Origin of the sequence: Microbacterium sp. NIBRBAC000506063, assembly GCF_017968845.1 — a bacterium.
GTDB lineage: Bacteria > Actinomycetota > Actinomycetes > Actinomycetales > Microbacteriaceae > Microbacterium.
This window is the reverse complement of sequence record NZ_CP072876.1, coordinates 391,472-409,797: the sequence shown is the minus strand read 5'-3', so window position 1 is coordinate 409,797 and position 18,326 is coordinate 391,472. Positions and strand designations below refer to the sequence as shown.

Here is an 18,326-nt window from a genome sequence, read left to right as displayed (position 1 = left end):
GCGACGATGGAGCTCGGGCACAGTCACGGTCCGGTCGGCATCCGACTCGTACGGACGCGCGATGCGAAGGTCCTCCAGCACGAGCTGATGAGCAACCGCGCCTGGCTGCGTCGCTGGGAGGCGACGATCCCGGGTGGATCGACCTCGTTCGACATGCGGGTGAACATCCGGCGGCTCCTGCAACAGTACCGTGACGGCAACGGCTACCCCTTCGTCATGGAGTACGAGGGCGAGGTCGCCGGTCAGCTCAACGTCTGGGGCATCGCGCGCGGCTCTCTGGGCTCGGCGACGATCGGGTACTGGGTCAGCGAGCGCTTCGCCGGCCTGGGCATCACACCGACCTCCGTTGCGCTGGCGACCGACCTGTGCTTCACGCAGATGGGACTGCATCGCATGGAGGTGTGTCTGCGTCCGGAGAACACCGCGAGTCTGCGTGTCGTGCAGAAGCTCGGCTTCCGCTACGAAGGGCTGCGCCGTCGGTACATCCACATCGACGGCGAGTGGCGCGACCACCTCTGCTTCGCGCTGACGACCGAGGACGTCCCGCAGGGCGTGCTCTCCCGGTGGCTGCACGGGCAGGTGCCGGCGGATGCCGGTGAGGTCCCTCCCGAGCATCTTCCCGATCAGCGCCGCTGAGTTCCCGATCGACAACGCTGAGCGACACGCGTGATCCGTGCGGGGGCGCGGGGCGGGCCGTCGCCTACCGTTGACGGTATGGAGGGGCCGGTTCTCAGCGGAGGCGTTATCGTCTTGGTGTCTGCGCTGCTCTGGCTCCTGTATCTTCTGCCGTCCTGGCGCGGCAGGAACCAGTTCTACGCCTCCGAGCGCAACGCCGTGCGGCTCAACCAGGCGCTGCGCGTCCTCGCCGAGACGAGCGAGACGCCCGGCGAGGTGCACCTCGAGCTCAACGCCCGCTCGGCGCACGCGCAGCAGAAGCTCGCCAAGCGTGTGCAGGCCGAGCGTGAGGCGGCCGAGCTCGAGCTGCTGCGCGCCGAGCTCGCTGCGACCCGCGCCGACCCGGCCGTCCGCCAGGCACGGGCGCGCCGCCGGGTGCGGATGGCGGCGACGGTCGTGCTGCTGGCCGGGTTGGCGCTCACGGCTCTCGGAGTGTGGCAGATCCTCTCGACCGGGGCGACCCTGTTCGCGTGGACGGGTGCCGCGCTGGTGGTCGCGGCGGCTCTCGTACTGCAGCGGATGTCGAGCGTCGCCGCGCGCGCGGCACGCCGTGAGGCGGCAGGCTCCGTCGCGGCGACGCCCCGCGTCGCCCCGCCGCTGCACGACCAGGGCCGGCGAAATGGACGCCCCGGCGGCTCCCCGAGCCGCTCACCTCGGTCGAGGGCTCGCGCGCCCACGCCGCCCAGGCGAGTGCCGATGCGCAGCGTCTGCGTCGCGAGGCCGCTCAGGCGGAGGAGCTGCGTCGGCGTGCCGAGAAGCTGGCGCCTCCGGCGCCTGTCGAGCTTCCGAAACCGGCCGAGCGACCGGCGGCGGCTGCCGCGGCATCCGAGTTCTCGAGAATGGGTTACGTCGACGACGCCGAGATCGAGGCGCACGTGCGGCAGCTGCTGGCCCGGCGCGCAGCGGGCTGACGGCGCGTGATAATCTAGTCAGGTTCACGGGCCTATGGCGCAGTTGGTAGCGCGTCTCGTTCGCAATGAGAAGGTCGGGGTTCGAATCCCCCTAGGTCCACCGAATTTATGCGCTGATCAGAGCTTTTGGGCTTCACTCAACCTCTCGAGCTCTCCGTCGTACCAGTCCAGCTTCTCGTCGAGGCGGGCGCGCCGGCGGTGCAGCTGCTCGATCTGTCGGTCCACGGCATCCGCGTGCTCGCGGAGCAGGGCGATGCGCTCGGGGATCGTGTCCGGGTCGCGACAGAGCTCGCCATAGCGCCGGAGCCGCTCGATCGGCATGCCGGTGTCGCGCAGGCAGCGGAGGAAGTCCAGGGTCGACAGGTCGCCGTCGCTGTAGGCGCGCCGGCCGCCCGGGGTGCGGGCGACCGGCGGGAGGATGCCCTCGCGCTCGTAGTAGCGCAGGGTGTCGACCGAGAAGCCGCTGCGCTCGGCGGCCTCGGCGGGGAGTAGGTCGTCATCGTTTCACGATAGCCCTTGACCTGGAGCGCGCTCCAGATTGCAGGCTGGGTGCATGATGACGAACAGCACACCTCGCGTCGCGCCGGCCACCCCGCTCGTGCTCGGCGCCATGGCCTTCGGCACGCGCATCGACGACGACGCCTCCTTCGCGCTCCTCGACAGATTCGTCGAACGCGGTGGACGCTGGATCGACACGGCCGACTGCTACGCCTTCTGGGACAGTCCCGACGGGCACGGCGGCGCGAGCGAGAGCGTCATCGGCCGCTGGCTCGAGGCGCGTCCCGGCGTGCGCGAACGTGTCCTCATCTCGACCAAGGCGGGCGCCGAGCCGCTGTGGGCGGGCTCCTGGCCCGAGCACCGCGCGGGCTGAGCAGGCGGGCGATCCACGACGCCGTCGCCGGGAGCCTCGAGCGCATGGGCATCGACCGCATCGACCTGCTGTGGCTGCATCAGGAGGATCGCGCCGTGCCGATCGAGGAGAGCGTCGAGGCGATCGCCGAGCTGACGGATGCGGGAACCGTGCGACGCGTGGGCGCCTCGAACCATCCCGCGTGGCGGGTCGAGCGTGCCCGCGCACACGCGAGCGCCCGGGGAGCCGTGCCGATCGATGCCCTCCAGCTCAGCGCGACCTGTCTGCGCCCGCGTCCTGGCACGCGCCCGGAGGGGTCACCCATCCCTTCGGGGTGCTCAGTGACGAGCAGCACGACTTCGCCCGCGAGCACCGTCTGGAGCTGTGGGCCTACTCACCGCTCATGTCGGGCGCCTACGACGATCCCGCCAAGCCGATCTCCGAGGTCTACGACCATCCCGGCAGCACCCGGCGACTGGAGGTTCTCGATGAGGTCGCCGCAGAACTCGAAGTGAGTCGCGGACAGGCGGTCCTCGCCTGGCTGGTCGGCCACGGCATCCGACCCATCCTCGGCGGGAGCAAGCTGCACCAGCTGGATGCCGCGCTCGACGCGGTGACCCTGGACCTGGGCCAGGAGCACCGCGAACGGCTCGATGCGGCGCGCTGAGCGGCCTGCTCCTCGTCGTCGGAGAAGCAGGCCGGACTCTACGCGGCGGTCGACTCGGCGGGACTCATCGCCGGCGGCGTGACGTGCGTGCGGAGTTCGGATGCCGGCAGCCGGGCACCGAACACGCCGCCGCCCGGCTGGAGGGCGACGCCGTCGCGGAGACGATCGAGGGGACGGCGTCGTAGCCGACTCTGTCTACGAGCCCTGAGGCGACCTTCACCGCGGCGGGATCGTCTCCGGCGACAGCGAGCGCGCGCCGGTCGGGATGACCTGCGGGGCGCCGATCGGGCTCCAGATCGTGGTAGCCGGTGTGATTGAACGTCTTCACGACCTTCGCCCCGGTGAGCAGAGACTGGACGATCGCGCTCGTTCCGTCGGGGGCGTCTTCGAACATCGGGATGACGCCGTCGACGGGCGGCCAGTAGTTCATTCCGTCGATGACCACCTTGCCGGCGAGGGGCGCGGGGTCGAGCCCGACGACGCGATGCAGCGGGAGGGAGAGCACGACGATCTCCGCCTCGGCGATCGCCTCCCTCGCCCAGCGGGGTTCGGCACCCGGCACGACGATGCGGGTGATCGCCGCGAGCTTCTCCGGGTCTCCGGATGCCGCGATCAGCACGCGGTATCCGGCGTCGACGAGCGCGCGGGCGATCGCCGTGCCGACGCGCCCGACGCCGAGCACGGCGACCGTCTCGCGGCCTGCTGAGACGGCCATCAGGCGACCGTCCGCGTCGCGGCGACGCCGAACGACGAGCCCGGGGCGGTTTCGGCACGCACGAGCGGGGCGACCTCGGTGCCCAGAAGCTCGATCGAGCGCATGACGTCCTTGTGCGGAACCGTGCCCACGCTGAACTGGAGGAGGAAGCGGTCCAATCCGAACAGGTCGCGCTGGAAGATGATCTTCTCGGCGACCTCCTCGGGGGTGCCCGCCACGAGCGCGCCGGCGAGCTGCTCCTGCTCGGCACGATAGTGCGCCTCGGACGGCAACGAGGATGTCGGCAGATTCAGGAACTGCTGCATCGCGTGGATCGTGTAGGGTGCGACCAGGTCCATGGCGCGCTCAGACGTGGGGCGACGAACCCGTGCGCGTTGACGCTGACGCGCATCGCTGCCCGGTCGTGTCCTGCCCGCTCGTACTCGTCGCGGTACAGCTCCAGGAGCGGCGCGAAGCGACGGACGTCCCCGCCGATGATGCCGAGAGCGAGGGGAGTCCGAGCCTGCCGGCGCGCAGAGCGGATGCCGGCGTGCCGCCGACACCCACCCAGATCGGCAGCTCCGGCTGGAGCGGACGCGGGTGCACGGGCTGATCGCGCAGCGCCGGACGATGGGCGCCGCTCCAGGTGACGTGCTCGTTGGCGTTGAGCAGCTGGAGGAGCTCGAGCTTCTCGTCGAAGAGCTCATCGTAGTCCGACAGGTCGAAGCCGTAGAGAGGGAAGGACTCCACGAAGGAGCCGCGCCCGACCATGATCTCCGCCCGTCCGCCGGAGACGAGGTCGAGCGTCGCGAAGTCTTCGAAGACGCGCACGGGATCGGAGGAGCTGATCACCGTGACGGCGCTGGAGAGCCGGATGTTCTTCGTGCGGGCAGCAGCCGCGGAGAGGACGAGGGCCGGGCTCGATGCGACGAAGTCCTTGCGATGGTGCTCGCCCAGGCCGTAGACGTCGAGTCCGACCTGATCGGCCAGTTCGATCTCCTCGAGCACTTCTGTGATGCGCTGCTGAGGGCTGAGCGTCGCGCCGGTGTGCGGGTCGGAGAGGCGCTCCGCGAAAGAGTAGATGCCGAGTTCCATGCGATGTTCCTTCTGAGAGTTTGAAATGGAGAGTATTCCCCGCTTCAATGAAACGGGGAGATCTCCCCGTTATTCCCGATCGCCGGATAGAATTCGAGAATGCCTGAGGAGACCGTCGAGGAAGCGCCCCGCCGTGCAGAGCGCAAGGACCGCGCGCGCAACCGGGAGCGGCTCATCGAGGCGGCGCGAACCGTCTTCGCGGCATCCGGGATCCATGCCCCGCTCGACCACATCGCGACCGCCGCCGGCGTCGGATCCGGCACTCTCTACCGGCACTTCCCGACCCGCGCGATGCTGTGGACGGCCGTTCTCCGGGAGCCGCTCCAGCGGCATCTCGCCCTGGTCGAGAAGTCCCTCGCCGACCCCGACCCCTGGGAGGGGTTCGCGGCATTCATCTATGGAACCTGCGAGATCGATGCGCAGCGCGGGGCTATGCAGAGCTCATGAACGTGCGCTTCGACGACGCCCCCGAACTCTGGGACCTGCGCGCTCGCATCCAGCGTGGGATCACCCGGCTCTTCGCGCGCGCCCGCTCCGCCGGTGCCATCCGTGCCGATGTCACCGCCGAGGACCTGCTCTTCATCACGCTCGCCAACGCCGGTGTCGTCGCGGCCACGCGCGACGTCGCACCCGACGCGTGGCGAAGAAACGTGGGGTTGTATCTGGACGCCTTCCGCCCGGTGCACACGACCGAACTGCCCGCACCGCCCTTGACCGTGCGCCAGCTCGCCGACGTCGTGCGACCTCGCGACGCCGGATGACAGACCCGGGCCGAGGGTCGAGAAGGGCAAGACCGTGCCGTACCCGGAGAACGGCCATACGCTGGAACGATGAAGAGAGTACCGCTGGGGCCACCGGGACGACGGCGCCGAATGTCGTCCTGGGGCTGATGCGCATCCAGGACAAGTCCGACGACGAGGTCCGCGAGCTGATCGGCGCGGCGCGCGATGCCGGAATCGACTACTTCGATCACGCCGACATCTACGGCGACGCGCCCCAGCACGGCTGCGAGCGGCGGTTCGCGGAGGCGATGCGGCTGTCATCGTCGGAGCGCGAGCAGATCACGATCCAGACGAAGGCGGGCATCGTGAAGGCCGGTCCGTACTTCGACTTCTCCTTCGAGCATCTCGTCGCCTCCGCGAACGGCTCGTTGCAGGCGCTGGGGACGGACTATCTGGACGTCTTCCTGCTGCATCGCCCGGACGCCCTGGTCGAGCCCGACGAGGTGGCGCGCGCCTTCGACGAGCTCGCCCAGTCGGGGAAGGTGCGCCGCTTCGGGGTCTCCAACCACACGCCGGGTCAGATCGAGCTTCTGAAGAAGTCGGTGACCCAGCCGATCGTCGTGAACCAGGTGCAGCTGTCGCTCGCGCATGCCCCGATCATCGCGCAGGGGTCTCGGCGAACGTGCAGGGCGAGGAGCAGTCGGTCACCCTCGACGGCGGCGGCCTTCTGGACTACTGCCGGCTGAACGACATCACGATCCAGACCTGGTCCCCGTTCCAGGGATCGGATGGCGTGTTCCTGGGGTCGCCCGCGTATCCGGAGCTGAACGCCGTGATCGACCGTCTCGCCGGAAAGTACGACGTGCCGCCGATCGCGATCGCGACGGCATGGATCACCCGGCATCCCGCGCACATGCAGGTCGTACTGGGCACGACAACCCCCGCGAGGGTGTCGGACGCGGCTCGCGGTTCGGATCTCCCGCTGACACGGCCGGAGTGGTACGAGCTCTTCCGCGCCGCCGGCTATCGCGTGCCCTGACCGCTGCGACAGATCGCCGCCGCGGTCACCGGCTCATCCGGTCCGCGTGGCGAGCCAGTCGGTGAAATCCTGCCGGCCGAGGCGTGCGTCGGGCCCGGGAAGCAGCGTGCCGTCCCGCATGCTCCGTCCCAGGCGCCCGGGAACGGCACCTCGACGACCGGTCTGCGCTGTCCGGTCGCCGCGAGATAGCGCCTGACCAGGTCGACCATGCGCTCCTCGCGCGGACCCGCGAGGTCGGGGCGAATCCGCGAGGCTCGCCGCCGGCGATCTCGACGAGCTCGCCGGCGACCTCGGCCGCAGCGATGGGTTGCGAGCGCATCGCGGGTGCCACCTGGAGCGGTCCGATCCTGCCGTGGCAGAGGAGCTGTGCGGCGAACTCATGGAACTGCGCCGCCCGCAGCACCGACCAGCCGCTGCCCTGTGCCCTCAGGATCTCCTCCTGGACGGCCTTGCCCGCGTAGTAACCAGTATCGGCCTCCGCCGCACCGATGATGGAGATCGCCACGTGATGGGGCACCGCGGCCGCGCGCTCCGCGGCGAGCAGGTGGCGCGTGACTGTTCCGAAGAAGGAGATCGACTCCTTCGCCGACGTGCTGTTCGTCGAGGAGGCGTCGATGACCGCCGAGGCCCCGCTCAGAGCATCCGCGAGTCCCGACCCGGTCATCAGGTCGATGCCGGAGCCTCGGCTGAGCGGCACCGCGTCGTGCCCTGCGGTGCGGACCGCCTCCACGACGAGGCGCCCGAGTGTGCCGGTCGCGCCGGCGACGGCGATCCTCATCGCGCTGCCTCCTCGGTCTCGGCCTTCGCCCTGGCGGGCAGGAGAAGGGCGACGCCGAGCGCGGCGCTCAACCCCAGAGTGACGATGTTGCCGGCGATGTCGACGACCGATCCGTGCAGGTGCTGCACGTGGTAGCCGAGATGCAGCACGCCGAACACCGCCCAGGCCAGGCCGGCTATCCGCCCCGGGGTCGCGCTGCGACAGAAGATCGCCGCGAGGCTGACCGCACCGAGGGCCAGATAGAGCCCGCCGACGTCTCGGAGGAGATGCTCGTTGTAGGGTCCGTCGACATCGATCCAGTGGAGCCCGAAACCGGGGAACGAGCGATAGAACGCTTCGGGAAGGAAGGCGGCCCAGAACCCTGTATAGAGGGAGATGGCCACGGTGATGCCCAGGAGGGTACGTCGGAATGTCGTGTTCATACCTTTCATGACCGGGCAGGAGGTGCGAATGTGAGATCTGGGCTCACAGATCGAGGCGCCGCGCGGTCGAAGAGAGGAGGAGGGCGCGATGACACCTGAGGAACAGACCACCCCGGATGCCGCGGTGCTGGGCGAGCGGAGGCACCTCGTCTCGCTGGCATTCCGGATGCTCGGCACAGTGGCGGAGGCCGAGGACGCCGTGCAGGAGACCTATCTGCGCTGGTACCGGCTCAGTCAGGCTGAGCGCGACGCGATCGAGGTGCCCGCGGCGTGGTTGACCCGTGCGGCCGGCCGCGTCTGCCTCAACGTCCTGGACTCCGCCCGGCGGCGCCGAGAACGCTATGTCGGCCCGTGGCTTCCCGAGCCGGTCCCCGCGCACGCGTTCCCCGCGTCGGCCGTCACGCCCGAGGATCCGCTGGAACGCGTCACGCTCGACGACTCGATCAGCTCGGCCCTGCTCCTCGTCCTGGAATCGATGACACCCGCCGAACGCGTCGCCTTCGTCCTGCACGACGTGTTCGCGATGCCGTTCGCGGAGATCGCCGAGATCGTCGGACGCTCCCCGGCGGCCTGCCGGCAGCTGGCCGCTTCTGCCCGCCGCCATGTGCGGCAGAGCCGCGAACGCCGGGTGTCCCGCGCCGAGCACGACGAGGTCGTCACGGCGTTCGCTGCGGCGGCGCGCTCGGGCGACCTCGCCGGCCTCATCGCCGTGCTCGACCCCGATGTGGTGCTGCACTCCGATGGCGGCGGCGTGGTGAGCGCCGCACGGAAGCCCGTGGTGGGAGCGGATCGGGTCGCACGCTTCCTCCTCGGCGCACTGAGCAAGAACCCGGCGGCGACGGCCTTGGAGCAGGAGACCCCCGACGGCCTCGGGTTCGCGCTGTGGGAGGAGGGGCGGATCTTCGGCGTCGTCACCTTCGAGGTCGGCGGTGGCCTCGTGACGGACGTCCGGATGATGATGAACCCCGAGAAGCTCACCCTCTGGCGCTGACCCGGGGCTGCGCGGCGGATGGCGGCCGGTGTCAGCGCCCTGCGGCGAGGCGCTCCGCCGCGAGCTCCTCGGCGGCGGCGAGTGGGGTGAGTCCTCGGCTCTGCGCCTCGTCGAAGATGCGGCGGACGGTGTCGCCGATACCGGCGACGCGCTGCATGATCTCGTCCATCGTGCCCAGGTTCTTCGCGACCAGGTCGAGGTAGATCACGCCGCCGCCGTTGACGACGAAGTCGGGGGCGTACAGGATGCCGCGGCCGGCGAGGCGCTCGGCGCCGCTGTGATCGGCGAGGGGGTTGTTCGCCGGACCGCATACGGCCTTCGCATGCAGGGCGTCGATGATCTCGTCGGTGAGCACACCGCCGATGCCGGCGGGGACGAAGACGTCGGCGTCGACCAGGTGTTCGCCGCCGGGCTCGACCCAGGTCGCGCCGAGAGTGGAAGCGAGCTCCCGCTTGGCGGGGTTCACATCGGTCACCGTCAGCACCGCGCCGTCGGCGGCGAGCTTCTCGGCGAGCCTGCTGCCGACCTGGCCGAGGCCGGAGATCGTGAGGCGTCGGCCCGCGGCATCCGATGTTCCCGTCACGCGCTCCAGGGTCGCCCGGATCGACTCGTAGACCCCGATGCTCGTGGGGACGGCGGGCTCGCCCGAGCCGCCGGCCGTCGAGGGAAGACCGACGACGTGGGCGGTGCGCTCGCTGACGACGAGCATGTCCTCGGCGGTGGAGCCGACGTCCTCCGCGGTGCGGTAGAGACCGCCGAGCTGCTCGACCGCATCGCCGAGGTCGAGATAGGCGGCGCGGCGCCGGTCGGCGTCGAGCACGGTCCCCTCGGGGAGGCACAGCACCGACTTGCCGCCGCCCGCGTCCAGGCCCGCCGCGGCGTTCTTCAGCGTCATCGCCGCGGAGAGCCGCAGGGCGTCGCCGACCGCGTCGCTCCAGTGCGGATAGGTCCACAGCCGTGCGCCGCCGAGGGCGGAGCCGAGCACCGAGGAGTGCAGCGCGACCGTGATCACCAGGCCGCTTCGTGAACCCGTGACCACCTCCACGCGCTCGTGGGTGAAATCGGGCAGGGGCAGGGTGGAACTCATCGCGGATCCTCTTTCGGCGGGCCTTTTGGGCACTCGGTACCGGATGCCGCGGCTTTGCGACACCCGTTGCTCCTATTGTGCCGGTTCCCGCCGTGGCGGGGAATCACTCCGGCAAAGGGAAGCGGAGCACCGCCGCGAGAGGCGATCCATCCAGAAGATCGGCGTTGCGCACCGCGCGCACCGTGCCGCCGCTGCGCAGCACGCGCGCGGCGACCTCGTCGACGAGCGCGTAGGTGTCGGGCCCGGGCTCGTCGGCGTGACGGACGTGCCCGAACTCGTCGATCGATCCCTCCTCGGTCCAGTCCATGTCGAAGTGCAGGCTCTCCACCGAGGCGGTCGTCGCCGCGAGGGCGACCTCGTCGAAGCGGCTGGTCGCCAGACCCTCGCTGCGCAGCGAGCCGAAGCGCTCGCGCCAGGAGTCCAGATCCGCGGCGTAGTGCGCGTCGAGGATCTCGCGCACACGATCGGACAGGGCCTTCTCCTCGAACGCGTCAGGGTGCCCGTCGATCCCGTCCGCCAGCAGCAGCGGATGCGTGTTCACCGCTCGATAGGCCGGCTCCAGATCGGTCGCGGCGGCGAGGATCAGCGGCACGTCCTCGGGGACGATCGCGACCACGGCGTCCTGCGCCGCGCGGGCGTAGCGCTCTCGTTCGATGCGGTCGCCGGTGGTGCCGTCTGCGCGCTGACGGTCGAAACGGCCTCCCGTCGTCGTGCGCTCGAGCATGAGCGCATGGTCGTCGGGAAGGTCCAGCTCGTGCTCGACGGGCCGGTGATCCGGCCCGAACTCCCACAGCGTCGCGCCGCCCTGCGTGAGCGCCACGACGAAGGCGCGATGCGGGAAGGCGAGGGCGCGCAGCAGCGTACCCGTGTCGAAACGATCGCCCACGGCGACATGCTCCTCGACGGACTTCGCCAGCCGGAAGGTCTCGAACACCTCGGGCGAGGCGAAGATGACGAGCGAGCGGGACTGCGCGAGCCAGAACTCGTCGTCGCGGAGAAGCGCGCGGAGCGGGTCGACGACCGCGGCCTGGGCGCCGCGGGGCAGGCTCTTCCGCCTGAGCTGCCGCTCCGCCTCGTCGATCGCATTGCGCAGCGCGATCTTCACGCGTTCGTGGTCGGGACGGAAGGACGAGGACGCGATGGTGATCGTCGTGCTCGCCTCGTCGCGCAGATCGAGGAGCTCGATCAGATGGTCCGTGTCTGGGATGTCTGCGGGCAACATGGTTCCACGGTAGGCATGCCCGCCGCCGCGCCGCCAGGGGTTGCGTGGACGGTGCCGTTCTACTAGAGGTCAGGTCCGCGGCATCCGATCTCTAAGCTGGTGGGGTGACCGCACATCTCCCCACCCGCAGCAGGCTCGTCCACGATGCTCTCCGCGAGGCCGGCATCGCCGGCGACATCGTCGTGCTCCCGGATGCCGCGGCGACCGCGGTGCTCGCCGCCCAGGCGCTCGGCGTCGAGGTGGGAGCGATCGCGAACAGCCTCGTCTTCTGGTCGGATGAGGAGCCGCTGCTCGTGATGACCAGCGGCGCCCATCGCGTCGACACGGCGGCGCTCGCCGAGCGGCTCGGCCGTGGCTACATCACGAGGGCCACGCCCGAGCAGGTGCGCGAGGCGACCGGGCAGGCCATCGGCGGGGTGGCTCCCACCGGGCACCCCGCGCCGCTGACGACCATCGTCGACGAGGATCTCGCGCAGTACCCGGAGATCTGGGCCGCCGGCGGTACGCCCCACACGGTCTTCCCGCTCACCTATGAGCAGCTGATCACCCTTACTAGCGGCACCGTGGCCAAGGTCGACTGACTCACCCGAGCAGGAGCGTCGCCAGCAGGAGGACCGGCACGCATCCGATCGTGGTGAGGAAGATCGTGTCGCGGGAGATCGCCTCGCCGACGTTGTAGCGCTGCGCGTAGTTGAAGACGTTCTGCGCGGTGGGCAGCGCCGCCAGCACGACGACGATGAGCACCTCGGCCGGCGGCAGCTGGAAGAGGAACTGCGCGACGACCCAGCCGACGAGCGGCATGATCAGCAGCTTCAGGGCGCTCGCCAGCAGCACGTCGCGACGGCGACCGTGCGGCCCGAGCACCCTGGTGCCGTGCAGCGAGAGGCCGTAGCTGATGAGCAGCACGGGCACGCAGGCGTTCGCGAGGAGGGAGGCCGGCTCCATCACGATCGGCGGCAGGGCGACGCCCGATACCGACACGAGGGTGCCGGCGACGGAGCCGATCACGATCGGGTTGCTCGCGGTGCGGCCGAGGATCCGCCAGATCGAGGAGCCCTTCTCGCTCGTGGCGAGGTCGAGCAGCGTCAGCGTGATCGGCGTGAAGACGATGAGCTGCAGCAGGATCACGGGTGCCGGGAACGCCGCGCTGCCCAGGAGATAGAGCGAGATCGGGATGCCGATGTTGTTCGAGTTGACCTGGCCCGCCGAGAGGGCGCCGATCACGGTCTCGCCGATTCCGCGCCGCCACGTGAGACGGGCGATGAGCACGTAGAGCGTCATCACGGCGATGGCCGAGAGGGCGGATGCCGGCAGCAGCGCCGAGAACAGCATCGCGGCATCCGCCTCGGCGAGCACGACGAACAGCAGGAATGGGCTCAGCACGAAGAACGTCAGTCGCGCGAGCACGTAGCGGCCGTGAGGGCCCAGCAGGTCGATGCGGCCGAGGACGTACCCGACGACGATGGCGAGTCCCACGACGGCGAATCCGGTGAGAGTATCGAGCACGTCTCGACTGTATCGCCCCGGTCACTCGCCTCGGTCGCGCTCGTCCGGTCCCTCAGATTCAGGTCTTCGAGGTCGTGAAACTTGCGTTTGAGGGACCGGACGGGGCGGGGAGGATGCCATAGAGGCGCCGGGAGAGGGCGGATGCGGCATCCGACACCTCCGCGGCGAGCTCGTGCGGGTCGCGCTCGGAGTCCTCGGGCCAGGTCACGGCGACGGATGCCGCGGGCCACCCGGTGTGGTCGGTGACCGCGACGCCGACCGAGCGGAGTCCGAGCGTGACCTCGCCGTCCTCGGTGGCGAAGCCGCGGGCGCGCACCTCGCGGAGCAGCTCGCGCAGTTCGGCGGGGCGGGCGGGGCCGCGTCCGGTGCGGGCGGTGAAGGCCGTGGCATCCGGATACAGCGCGCGCACCTGCTCGCGGGGGAGCGCGGCGAGCATGGCCCGCCCGGTGGCGGTCAGGTGGGCGGGTAGACGCACCCCGACATCCGTCACGAGCGCCGGGCGGCGGGCCGCGCGCTCCTCGACGATGTAGACGACGTCGCTGCCGCTCATGACCGCCAGATGCGCGCTCTCGCCGAGGCGGTCGGAGAGGGCCGCGACGAGTGGTCGTCCGAGCCGGGCGAGGGGCTGTTGGCGACTGTACCCGCTCGCGAGCTCGAAGGCGGATGTGCCCAGTCCCCAGCGGCGCTCGGACGCCAGGTGCACGACGAAGCCGTGGCTCTCGAGGGTCGAGAGCAGGTGATAGACGGTCGAGCGGGGCAGGTCGAGTTCTCGGGCGAGGACGGACGCCGCGATGGGGGTCGAGCGCTCGGCGAGATGCCGCAGGATGCGCAGCGTGTGGCTCGCTGCCGGAACCTGCGGACTGTCTGGGATCACAGACAAAGGATGCCACGGATGACTGCCGCGCGCGAGGGCGACGGTGTGGAATCGAGACATGGTCACACCTGTACTCGTCGGCGCTGCTCCGCTCACGCATGAAGACGTCGTCGCGGTCGCCCGGCTCGGCGCTCCCATCGCGATCGACCCCGCCGCCCTCGCACGCATTGCCGACACGCGCCGCGTGATCGACGAGCGCGCCGCCGACCCGAAGCCGCACTACGGCGTCTCGACCGGCTTCGGTGCGCTCGCCACGACGTTCATCGCCCCCGAGCGCCGCCGCCAGCTGCAGGCGAGCCTCATCCGCTCGCACGCCGCCGGCACCGGCGCCGAGGTCGAGACCGAGGTCGTGCGCGCCCTGCAGCTGCTGCGGCTGCAGACCCTGACCTCGGGTCGCACGGGCGTGCGTCCCGTCGTCGCCGAGACCTACGCGGCGATGCTCAACGCCGGGATCACCCCGATCGTGCGGGAGTACGGGTCGCTGGGGTGCTCGGGCGACCTCGCCCCGCTCGCCCACATCGCGCTCGCGGCGATGGGCGAGGGGAGGTGCGTGTCGACGGTGAGGCCGTCGCCGCATCCGATGCCCTCGCCGCGGCCGGCATCGAGCCCCTCGAACTCGTCGAGAAGGAGGGTCTCGCCCTCATCAACGGCACCGACGGCATGCTCGGGATGCTCGTGCTGGCCCTGCACGATCTCCGGATGCTGCTGGACACCGCCGATCTCGCCGCTGCGATGTCGGTGGAGAGCCAGCTCGGCACCGATGCCGTCTTCGCAGCCGACCTCATGGCGCTGCGGCCCCAGGAGGGGCAGGCGGTCTCGGCCGCGAACCTGCGCGCCTTCCTCGCAGGCTCTCCGATCGTCGCCAGCCACGCCGGACCCGAGGACGGGCGCGTGCAGGACGCCTACTCGCTGCGCTGCTCGCCGCAGGTGCACGGCACCGCCCGCGACACGGTGACCCACGCGGCCACGATCGCCTCGCGCGAGCTCTCCAGCGTGATCGACAACCCGGTGATCACCGTCGACGGACGCATCCAGTCCAACGGCAACTTCCACGGCGCGCCCGTCGCCGCCGTGCTCGACTTCCTCGCGATCTCGGTCGCCGACGTCGCCTCGGTCTCCGAGCGACGCACCGACCGGGCGCTCGATCCGGCGCGCAGCCACGGCCTGCCACCCTTCCTCGCCGACGAGGTCGGCGTCGACTCCGGCCTCATGATTGCCCAGTACGCCGCCGCGGGGATCGTCTCCGAGCTCAAGAGGCTGGCGGTCCCGGCATCCGTCGACTCGATCCCGTCGAGCGCCATGCAGGAGGACCACGTCTCGATGGGCTGGGCGGCGGCCCGCAAGCTCCGCCGGGCCGTCGACGGGCTCGCCCGCGTGCTCGCGATCGAGATCCTCGCGGGTGCGCGGGCGCTCGACCTGCGCGAGCCGCTGCAGGCGGGGCCGGTGACCGGTGCCGTGCGCGACCTCGTCCGCAGCGTGGCCGACGGGCCCGGGCCCGATCGTTTCCTCTCGCCCGACATGGAGGCGGTCACCGACCTCGTGCTCTCGGGCGAGGTCGCGCGGACGGCGCTCGCGGCATCCGACATCTCCTGAAATCACCGGCAAGGAGCAATCATGAACGAACGAACGATCCGCGCCGCGCGCGGCCCCGAGCGCACCGCGAAGAGCTGGGGCGCCGAGGCGGCCAAGCGGATGCTGATGAACAACCTCGATGCGGAGGTCGCCGAGCACCCCGAAGACCTCGTCGTCTACGGCGGCACGGGTCGCGCCGCTCGCAGCTGGGAGGCCTACGACGCGATCGTGCGCACCCTCGACGAGCTGGAGCCCGACGAGACGCTGCTCGTGCAGTCGGGAAAGCCCGTGGGCGTCTTCCGCACGCACGAGTGGGCGCCGCGCGTACTCATCGCCAACTCCAACCTCGTGGGGGACTGGGCGACGTGGCCCGAGTTCCGCCGCCTCGAGGAGCTGGGGCTGACCATGTACGGACAGATGACCGCCGGGTCCTGGATCTACATCGGCACGCAGGGATCCTGCAGGGCACCTACGAGACCTTCGCCGCGGTTGCGACATCGCTCGGCCGTGCTTCGACAGGCTCAGCAACCGAGTCGGCCGCTCCGGCCGACAGTTTGAAAGGCACCCTCACCCTCACGGGCGGATGCGGCGGCATGGGCGGCGCGCAGCCGCTGGCCGTCACGATGAACGACGGGGCCGTGCTCGTCGTCGACGTCGACGAATCGCGTCTTGCCCGGCGCGTCGACCATGGCTACCTCGACGAGTACACCACCGATCTGGACCACGCCGTAGGCCGTGTCCTCGCCGCCAAAGACGCCGGCGAGGCACTCTCCGTCGGGATCGTCGGCAACGCCGCCGACGTCTTCCCCGAGCTCCTCCGCCGTCACCGCGCGGGCGAGCTGACGGTCGACATCGTCACCGATCAGACCAGCGCCCACGACCCGCTCGCGTATCTGCCTCGCGGGGTGGCGTTCGCGGATTGGCGCGCGGCGGCATCCGATGACCCGGAGGGCTTCACCGAGCGCGCGCGGGCGTCGATGGCGGCGCAGGTGGAGGCGATGGTCGGATTCCAGGATGCCGGCGCCGCCGTCTTCGACTACGGCAACTCGATCCGCCGTGAGGCGGAGCTCGGCGGCTTCCCGCGGGCGTTCGAGTTCCCCGGGTTCGTGCCGGCGTACATCCGCCCGCTCTTCGCCGAGGGCAAGGGGCCGTTCCGCTGGGCGGCGCTCTCGGGCGACCCGGCCGACATCGCCGCGACCGACCGTGCCGTGGCTGAGCTCTTCCCGGAGGACGCGGCGCTGCACCGGTGGCTGGAGAAGGCAGCCGACAAGGTGCATTTCGAAGGGCTGCCGGCGCGCATCTGCTGGCTCGGGTACAAGGAGCGGCACCTCGCGGGGCTGAAGTTCAACGAGATGGTCGCCTCGGGCGAGCTCAAGGCACCGATCGTGATCGGCCGCGACCATCTCGACTCGGGTTCGGTGGCCTCGCCGTACCGCGAGACCGAGGCCATGGCCGATGGATCGGATGCCATCGCCGACTGGCCGCTGCTGAACGCCCTGCTGAACACGGCGTCGGGTGCCTCCTGGGTCTCGCTGCACCACGGCGGGGCGTCGGGATCGGTCGTTCGATCCACGCGGGGCAGGTCACGGTCGCCGACGGCACGCCGCTCGCCGCCGAGAAGCTCGAGCGGGTCTTGACGAACGACCCGGGCACGGGTGTGATGAGACACGTGGATGCCGGATACGACCGTGCCGTCGAGGTCGCCCGCGAGCGCGGCCTGAAGGTGCCGATGCTGTGACCGCCCTGCTCCTCACGAACATCGGCGAGCTGACGACCAACGTCGGAGCCTCGGGCGACCCCTGCGGCACGATCCGCGATGCGGCTGTGCTCGTCGAGGACGGACGCATCGCGTGGGTGGGGCCCGCTGAGGAGGCATCCTCACCGCGTTTCGTCTCGCGGCGCTCGCTCAACGACCGAGCGCTTCCGGTCGTTGAGCGAGCCGAAGGCGAGTCGAAACGCCCTGGCGTCGATGCCGTCGAGGTGATCGACGCCGGCGGCCGCGCCGTCATCCCGGGCTTCGTCGACAGTCACACGCACCTCGTCTTCGGCGGCGATCGTGCCGAGGAGTTCGCCGCGCGCATGGCGGGGCAGTCGTATTCCGCCGGCGGCATCCGATCCACCGTTGCGGCCACGCGTGCCGCGAGCGACGAGGAGCTGCGGGCGCGCCTGGCCTGTTTCGTCGAGGAGCTTCGTGCACAGGGCACGACGACCTTCGAGGTAAAGACCGGCTACGGGCTGAGCGTTCGTGACGAGGAGAGGCTTGCGCGCCTCGCGGCGGAGGTGACCGACGAGGTCACATTCCTCGGCGCGCATGTCGTGCCTGCCGAGTACGCCGAGCGCGCCGATGACTACGTCGCCCTCGTCGTCGGCGACATGCTCGACGCCTGCGCGCCCCACGCGAAGTGGGTCGATGTCTTCTGCGAGCGGGGTGCGTTCACTCCCGAGCAGTCGCGGCGCGTGCTCGAGGCGGGCATCGCCCGCGGCCTCCTCCCGCGTGTGCACGGCAACCAGCTCGGCCCCGGAGAGGGCGTGCAGCTCGCGGTCGAGGTGGGGCGGCATCCGTCGACCACTGCACCTATCTTTCGGATGCCGACGTCGCGGCTCTTGCGGCATCCGATACCGTGGCGACGCTCCTGCCCGGCGTCGAGTTCTCCACGCGCCAGCCGTACCCCGACGCACGGCGGCTCATCGATGCCGGCGTCACGGTGGCGCTGGCGAGCGACTGCAACCCGGGGTCGAGCTTCACGAGCTCGATGCCGCTCATGGTCGCCCTCGCCGTGCGCGAGATGGGCATGACGGTCGACGAGGCGGTCTGGGCGGCGACCGTCGGGGGAGCGAGAGCGCTCCGCCGCGACGACGTCGGCGTGATCGCCCCCGGCATGCGTGCGGATCTCGCCGTGCTCGACGCTCCGAGCCGCATCCACCTGGCCTATCGCCCGGGCGTCCCGCTCGTGCGCGAGGTGTGGAAGGACGGCGCGCCGCTCGCGGCCTGATCGACGCGACGGCGGGAGTCGAACCCGCAACACAACCGGTTATGAGCCGGTGCCCGGGACCGCCCGGATCGCCGCGATGCCCCCACGGTAACCATGGCCGCGCGCCGCTGGCTAGAGGTGTTACGGGCGATTGCGCGATGCGACCCACTGTTACCGGCGTCGAGAGCAACCTGTTCTGCACAGTTCCCACCCCGAACGACTTGTCCACAGCGCCCGTGTTCCGGGCAG

General features: G+C 70.6%; 18 protein-coding genes, 2 tRNA genes and 6 pseudogenes. 14 read left to right on the top strand and 12 right to left on the bottom strand.

The genetic code is table 11. The annotated features are described in order from the left end of the window. Positions 1-6 precede the first annotated feature (6 nt). The 3 genes from KAE78_RS02305 (at position 7) to KAE78_RS02295 (ending at position 1,686) form a co-directional block, all read left to right on the top strand. Positions 7-636 carry a GNAT family N-acetyltransferase gene (locus tag KAE78_RS02305; protein ID WP_223171590.1) on the top strand — a complete coding sequence of 210 codons (630 nt, stop codon included), beginning with the start codon at positions 7-9 and terminating at the stop codon, positions 634-636. A 117-nt stretch (positions 637-753) separates the two neighbouring features. After that, the gene (locus tag KAE78_RS02300; RefSeq protein WP_223171589.1) at positions 754-1,596 is read left to right on the top strand and encodes a large exoprotein; all 843 of its coding nucleotides are present in this window, start codon (positions 754-756) and stop codon (positions 1,594-1,596) included. Positions 1,597-1,614: 18 nt separating this feature from the next. Continuing rightward, positions 1,615-1,686, top strand: a tRNA-Ala gene (locus tag KAE78_RS02295). 17 nt (positions 1,687-1,703) lie between these two features. Here KAE78_RS02295 and KAE78_RS17180 read toward each other — a convergent pair. Together KAE78_RS17180 and KAE78_RS17175 are read right to left on the bottom strand one after the other, a co-directional pair. Continuing rightward, on the bottom strand, positions 1,704-1,907 hold the full coding sequence (locus KAE78_RS17180; RefSeq protein ID WP_262927720.1) for a hypothetical protein: 204 nt from the start codon (positions 1,905-1,907) through the stop codon (positions 1,704-1,706). Between the two features lie 33 nt (positions 1,908-1,940). Further along, a pseudogene (locus KAE78_RS17175) lies at positions 1,941-2,030 on the bottom strand (MerR family DNA-binding transcriptional regulator); the annotation flags it as partial. Positions 2,031-2,139: 109 nt separating this feature from the next. Here KAE78_RS17175 and KAE78_RS17170 point away from each other — a divergent pair. From KAE78_RS17170 to KAE78_RS17160, 3 genes and pseudogenes are all read left to right on the top strand, one after another. Beyond that, positions 2,140-2,457: an aldo/keto reductase gene (locus tag KAE78_RS17170; RefSeq protein WP_262927719.1), complete on the top strand. Its 318-nt coding sequence runs from the start codon at positions 2,140-2,142 to the stop codon at positions 2,455-2,457. Positions 2,458-2,501: 44 nt separating this feature from the next. Continuing rightward, positions 2,502-2,672: pseudogene (locus tag KAE78_RS17165) on the top strand (aldo/keto reductase); the annotation flags it as partial. Positions 2,673-2,770: 98 nt separating this feature from the next. Beyond that, positions 2,771-3,103, top strand: a complete 333-nt coding sequence (locus KAE78_RS17160) for an aldo/keto reductase (protein ID WP_262927718.1) — start codon at positions 2,771-2,773, stop codon at positions 3,101-3,103. Positions 3,104-3,167: 64 nt separating this feature from the next. Here KAE78_RS17160 and KAE78_RS02280 read toward each other — a convergent pair whose 3' ends face one another. From KAE78_RS02280 to KAE78_RS02270, 3 genes are read right to left on the bottom strand one after another with little or no spacing between them, the layout of a single operon-like run. After that, positions 3,168-3,818 (bottom strand): NADPH-dependent F420 reductase, encoded by a 651-nt coding sequence (locus KAE78_RS02280; RefSeq protein WP_223171588.1) that lies wholly within the window; start codon positions 3,816-3,818, stop codon positions 3,168-3,170. Next, a complete protein-coding gene (locus KAE78_RS02275) occupies positions 3,818-4,156 on the bottom strand; it encodes a hypothetical protein (RefSeq protein WP_223171587.1) in 339 nt (112 codons plus the stop codon). Before KAE78_RS02275 ends, KAE78_RS02280 begins: the two co-directional genes overlap by 1 nt. A 7-nt stretch (positions 4,157-4,163) precedes the next feature. Continuing rightward, the gene (locus KAE78_RS02270; RefSeq protein WP_223171586.1) at positions 4,164-4,892 is read right to left on the bottom strand and encodes an LLM class flavin-dependent oxidoreductase; all 729 of its coding nucleotides are present in this window, start codon (positions 4,890-4,892) and stop codon (positions 4,164-4,166) included. 99 nt (positions 4,893-4,991) lie between these two features. Between KAE78_RS02270 and KAE78_RS02265 the strand changes: the two genes are divergently transcribed. The 3 genes and pseudogenes from KAE78_RS02265 (at position 4,992) to KAE78_RS02255 (ending at position 6,653) form a co-directional block, all read left to right on the top strand. Further along, the gene (locus tag KAE78_RS02265; protein ID WP_223171585.1) at positions 4,992-5,339 is read left to right on the top strand and encodes a TetR/AcrR family transcriptional regulator; all 348 of its coding nucleotides are present in this window, start codon (positions 4,992-4,994) and stop codon (positions 5,337-5,339) included. Then, positions 5,336-5,653, top strand: a complete 318-nt coding sequence (locus tag KAE78_RS02260; protein WP_223171584.1) for a hypothetical protein — start codon at positions 5,336-5,338, stop codon at positions 5,651-5,653. The genes KAE78_RS02265 and KAE78_RS02260 overlap by 4 nt, the downstream gene beginning before the upstream one ends. Before the next feature lie 128 nt (positions 5,654-5,781). Then, a pseudogene (locus KAE78_RS02255) lies at positions 5,782-6,653 on the top strand (aldo/keto reductase family oxidoreductase). Positions 6,654-6,678: 25 nt separating this feature from the next. Here KAE78_RS02255 and KAE78_RS02250 read toward each other — a convergent pair. Together KAE78_RS02250 and KAE78_RS02245 are read right to left on the bottom strand one after the other, a co-directional pair. Next, complete coding sequence (locus tag KAE78_RS02250; protein WP_317451832.1) at positions 6,679-7,431, bottom strand: NAD(P)H-binding protein; 753 nt, start codon at positions 7,429-7,431, stop codon at positions 6,679-6,681. After that, complete coding sequence (locus tag KAE78_RS02245) at positions 7,428-7,853, bottom strand: hypothetical protein (protein WP_223171583.1); 426 nt, start codon at positions 7,851-7,853, stop codon at positions 7,428-7,430. Before KAE78_RS02245 ends, KAE78_RS02250 begins: the two co-directional genes overlap by 4 nt. Positions 7,854-7,941: 88 nt before the next feature. On the opposite strand from KAE78_RS02245, the gene sigJ reads away from it, so the two are divergent. Continuing rightward, on the top strand, positions 7,942-8,844 hold the full coding sequence (gene sigJ, locus KAE78_RS02240) for an RNA polymerase sigma factor SigJ (RefSeq protein ID WP_223171582.1): 903 nt from the start codon (positions 7,942-7,944) through the stop codon (positions 8,842-8,844). Between the two features lie 31 nt (positions 8,845-8,875). Here the strand turns inward: sigJ and KAE78_RS02235 are convergent, their stop codons facing one another. Further along, positions 8,876-9,931: a Glu/Leu/Phe/Val dehydrogenase family protein gene (locus KAE78_RS02235; protein WP_223171581.1), complete on the bottom strand. Its 1,056-nt coding sequence runs from the start codon at positions 9,929-9,931 to the stop codon at positions 8,876-8,878. 103 nt (positions 9,932-10,034) lie between these two features. Then, entirely contained in the window at positions 10,035-11,153 is a 1,119-nt protein-coding gene (locus KAE78_RS02230) for a hypothetical protein (protein WP_223171580.1), read from the bottom strand. A 104-nt stretch (positions 11,154-11,257) separates the two neighbouring features. Here KAE78_RS02230 and KAE78_RS02225 point away from each other — a divergent pair, with 104 nt between their 5' ends. Beyond that, positions 11,258-11,734, top strand: coding sequence for a YbaK/EbsC family protein (locus KAE78_RS02225; RefSeq protein ID WP_223171579.1), 477 nt, complete (start codon positions 11,258-11,260; stop codon positions 11,732-11,734). 1 nt (position 11,735) lies between these two features. Here KAE78_RS02225 and KAE78_RS02220 read toward each other — a convergent pair whose 3' ends face one another. Further along, entirely contained in the window at positions 11,736-12,659 is a 924-nt protein-coding gene (locus KAE78_RS02220; RefSeq protein ID WP_223171578.1) for an AEC family transporter, read from the bottom strand. Between the two features lie 58 nt (positions 12,660-12,717). Further along, positions 12,718-13,593: an IclR family transcriptional regulator gene (locus tag KAE78_RS02215; RefSeq protein ID WP_223171577.1), complete on the bottom strand. Its 876-nt coding sequence runs from the start codon at positions 13,591-13,593 to the stop codon at positions 12,718-12,720. Between KAE78_RS02215 and hutH the strand changes: the two are divergent. From hutH to hutI, 3 pseudogenes are all read left to right on the top strand, one after another. Then, positions 13,592-15,126 (top strand): annotated as a pseudogene (gene hutH, locus KAE78_RS02210) (histidine ammonia-lyase). The gene KAE78_RS02215 and the pseudogene hutH sit on opposite strands and share 2 nt — an antisense overlap. A 21-nt stretch (positions 15,127-15,147) precedes the next feature. Further along, a pseudogene (gene hutU / locus KAE78_RS02205) lies at positions 15,148-16,843 on the top strand (urocanate hydratase). Beyond that, a pseudogene (hutI, locus tag KAE78_RS02200) lies at positions 16,840-18,098 on the top strand (imidazolonepropionase). Before hutU ends, hutI begins: the two co-directional pseudogenes overlap by 4 nt. A gap of 3 nt (positions 18,099-18,101) precedes the next feature. On the opposite strand, the gene KAE78_RS02195 reads toward hutI, so the two are convergent. After that, positions 18,102-18,174 (bottom strand) — tRNA-Met (locus KAE78_RS02195). Positions 18,175-18,326 lie beyond the last annotated feature (152 nt).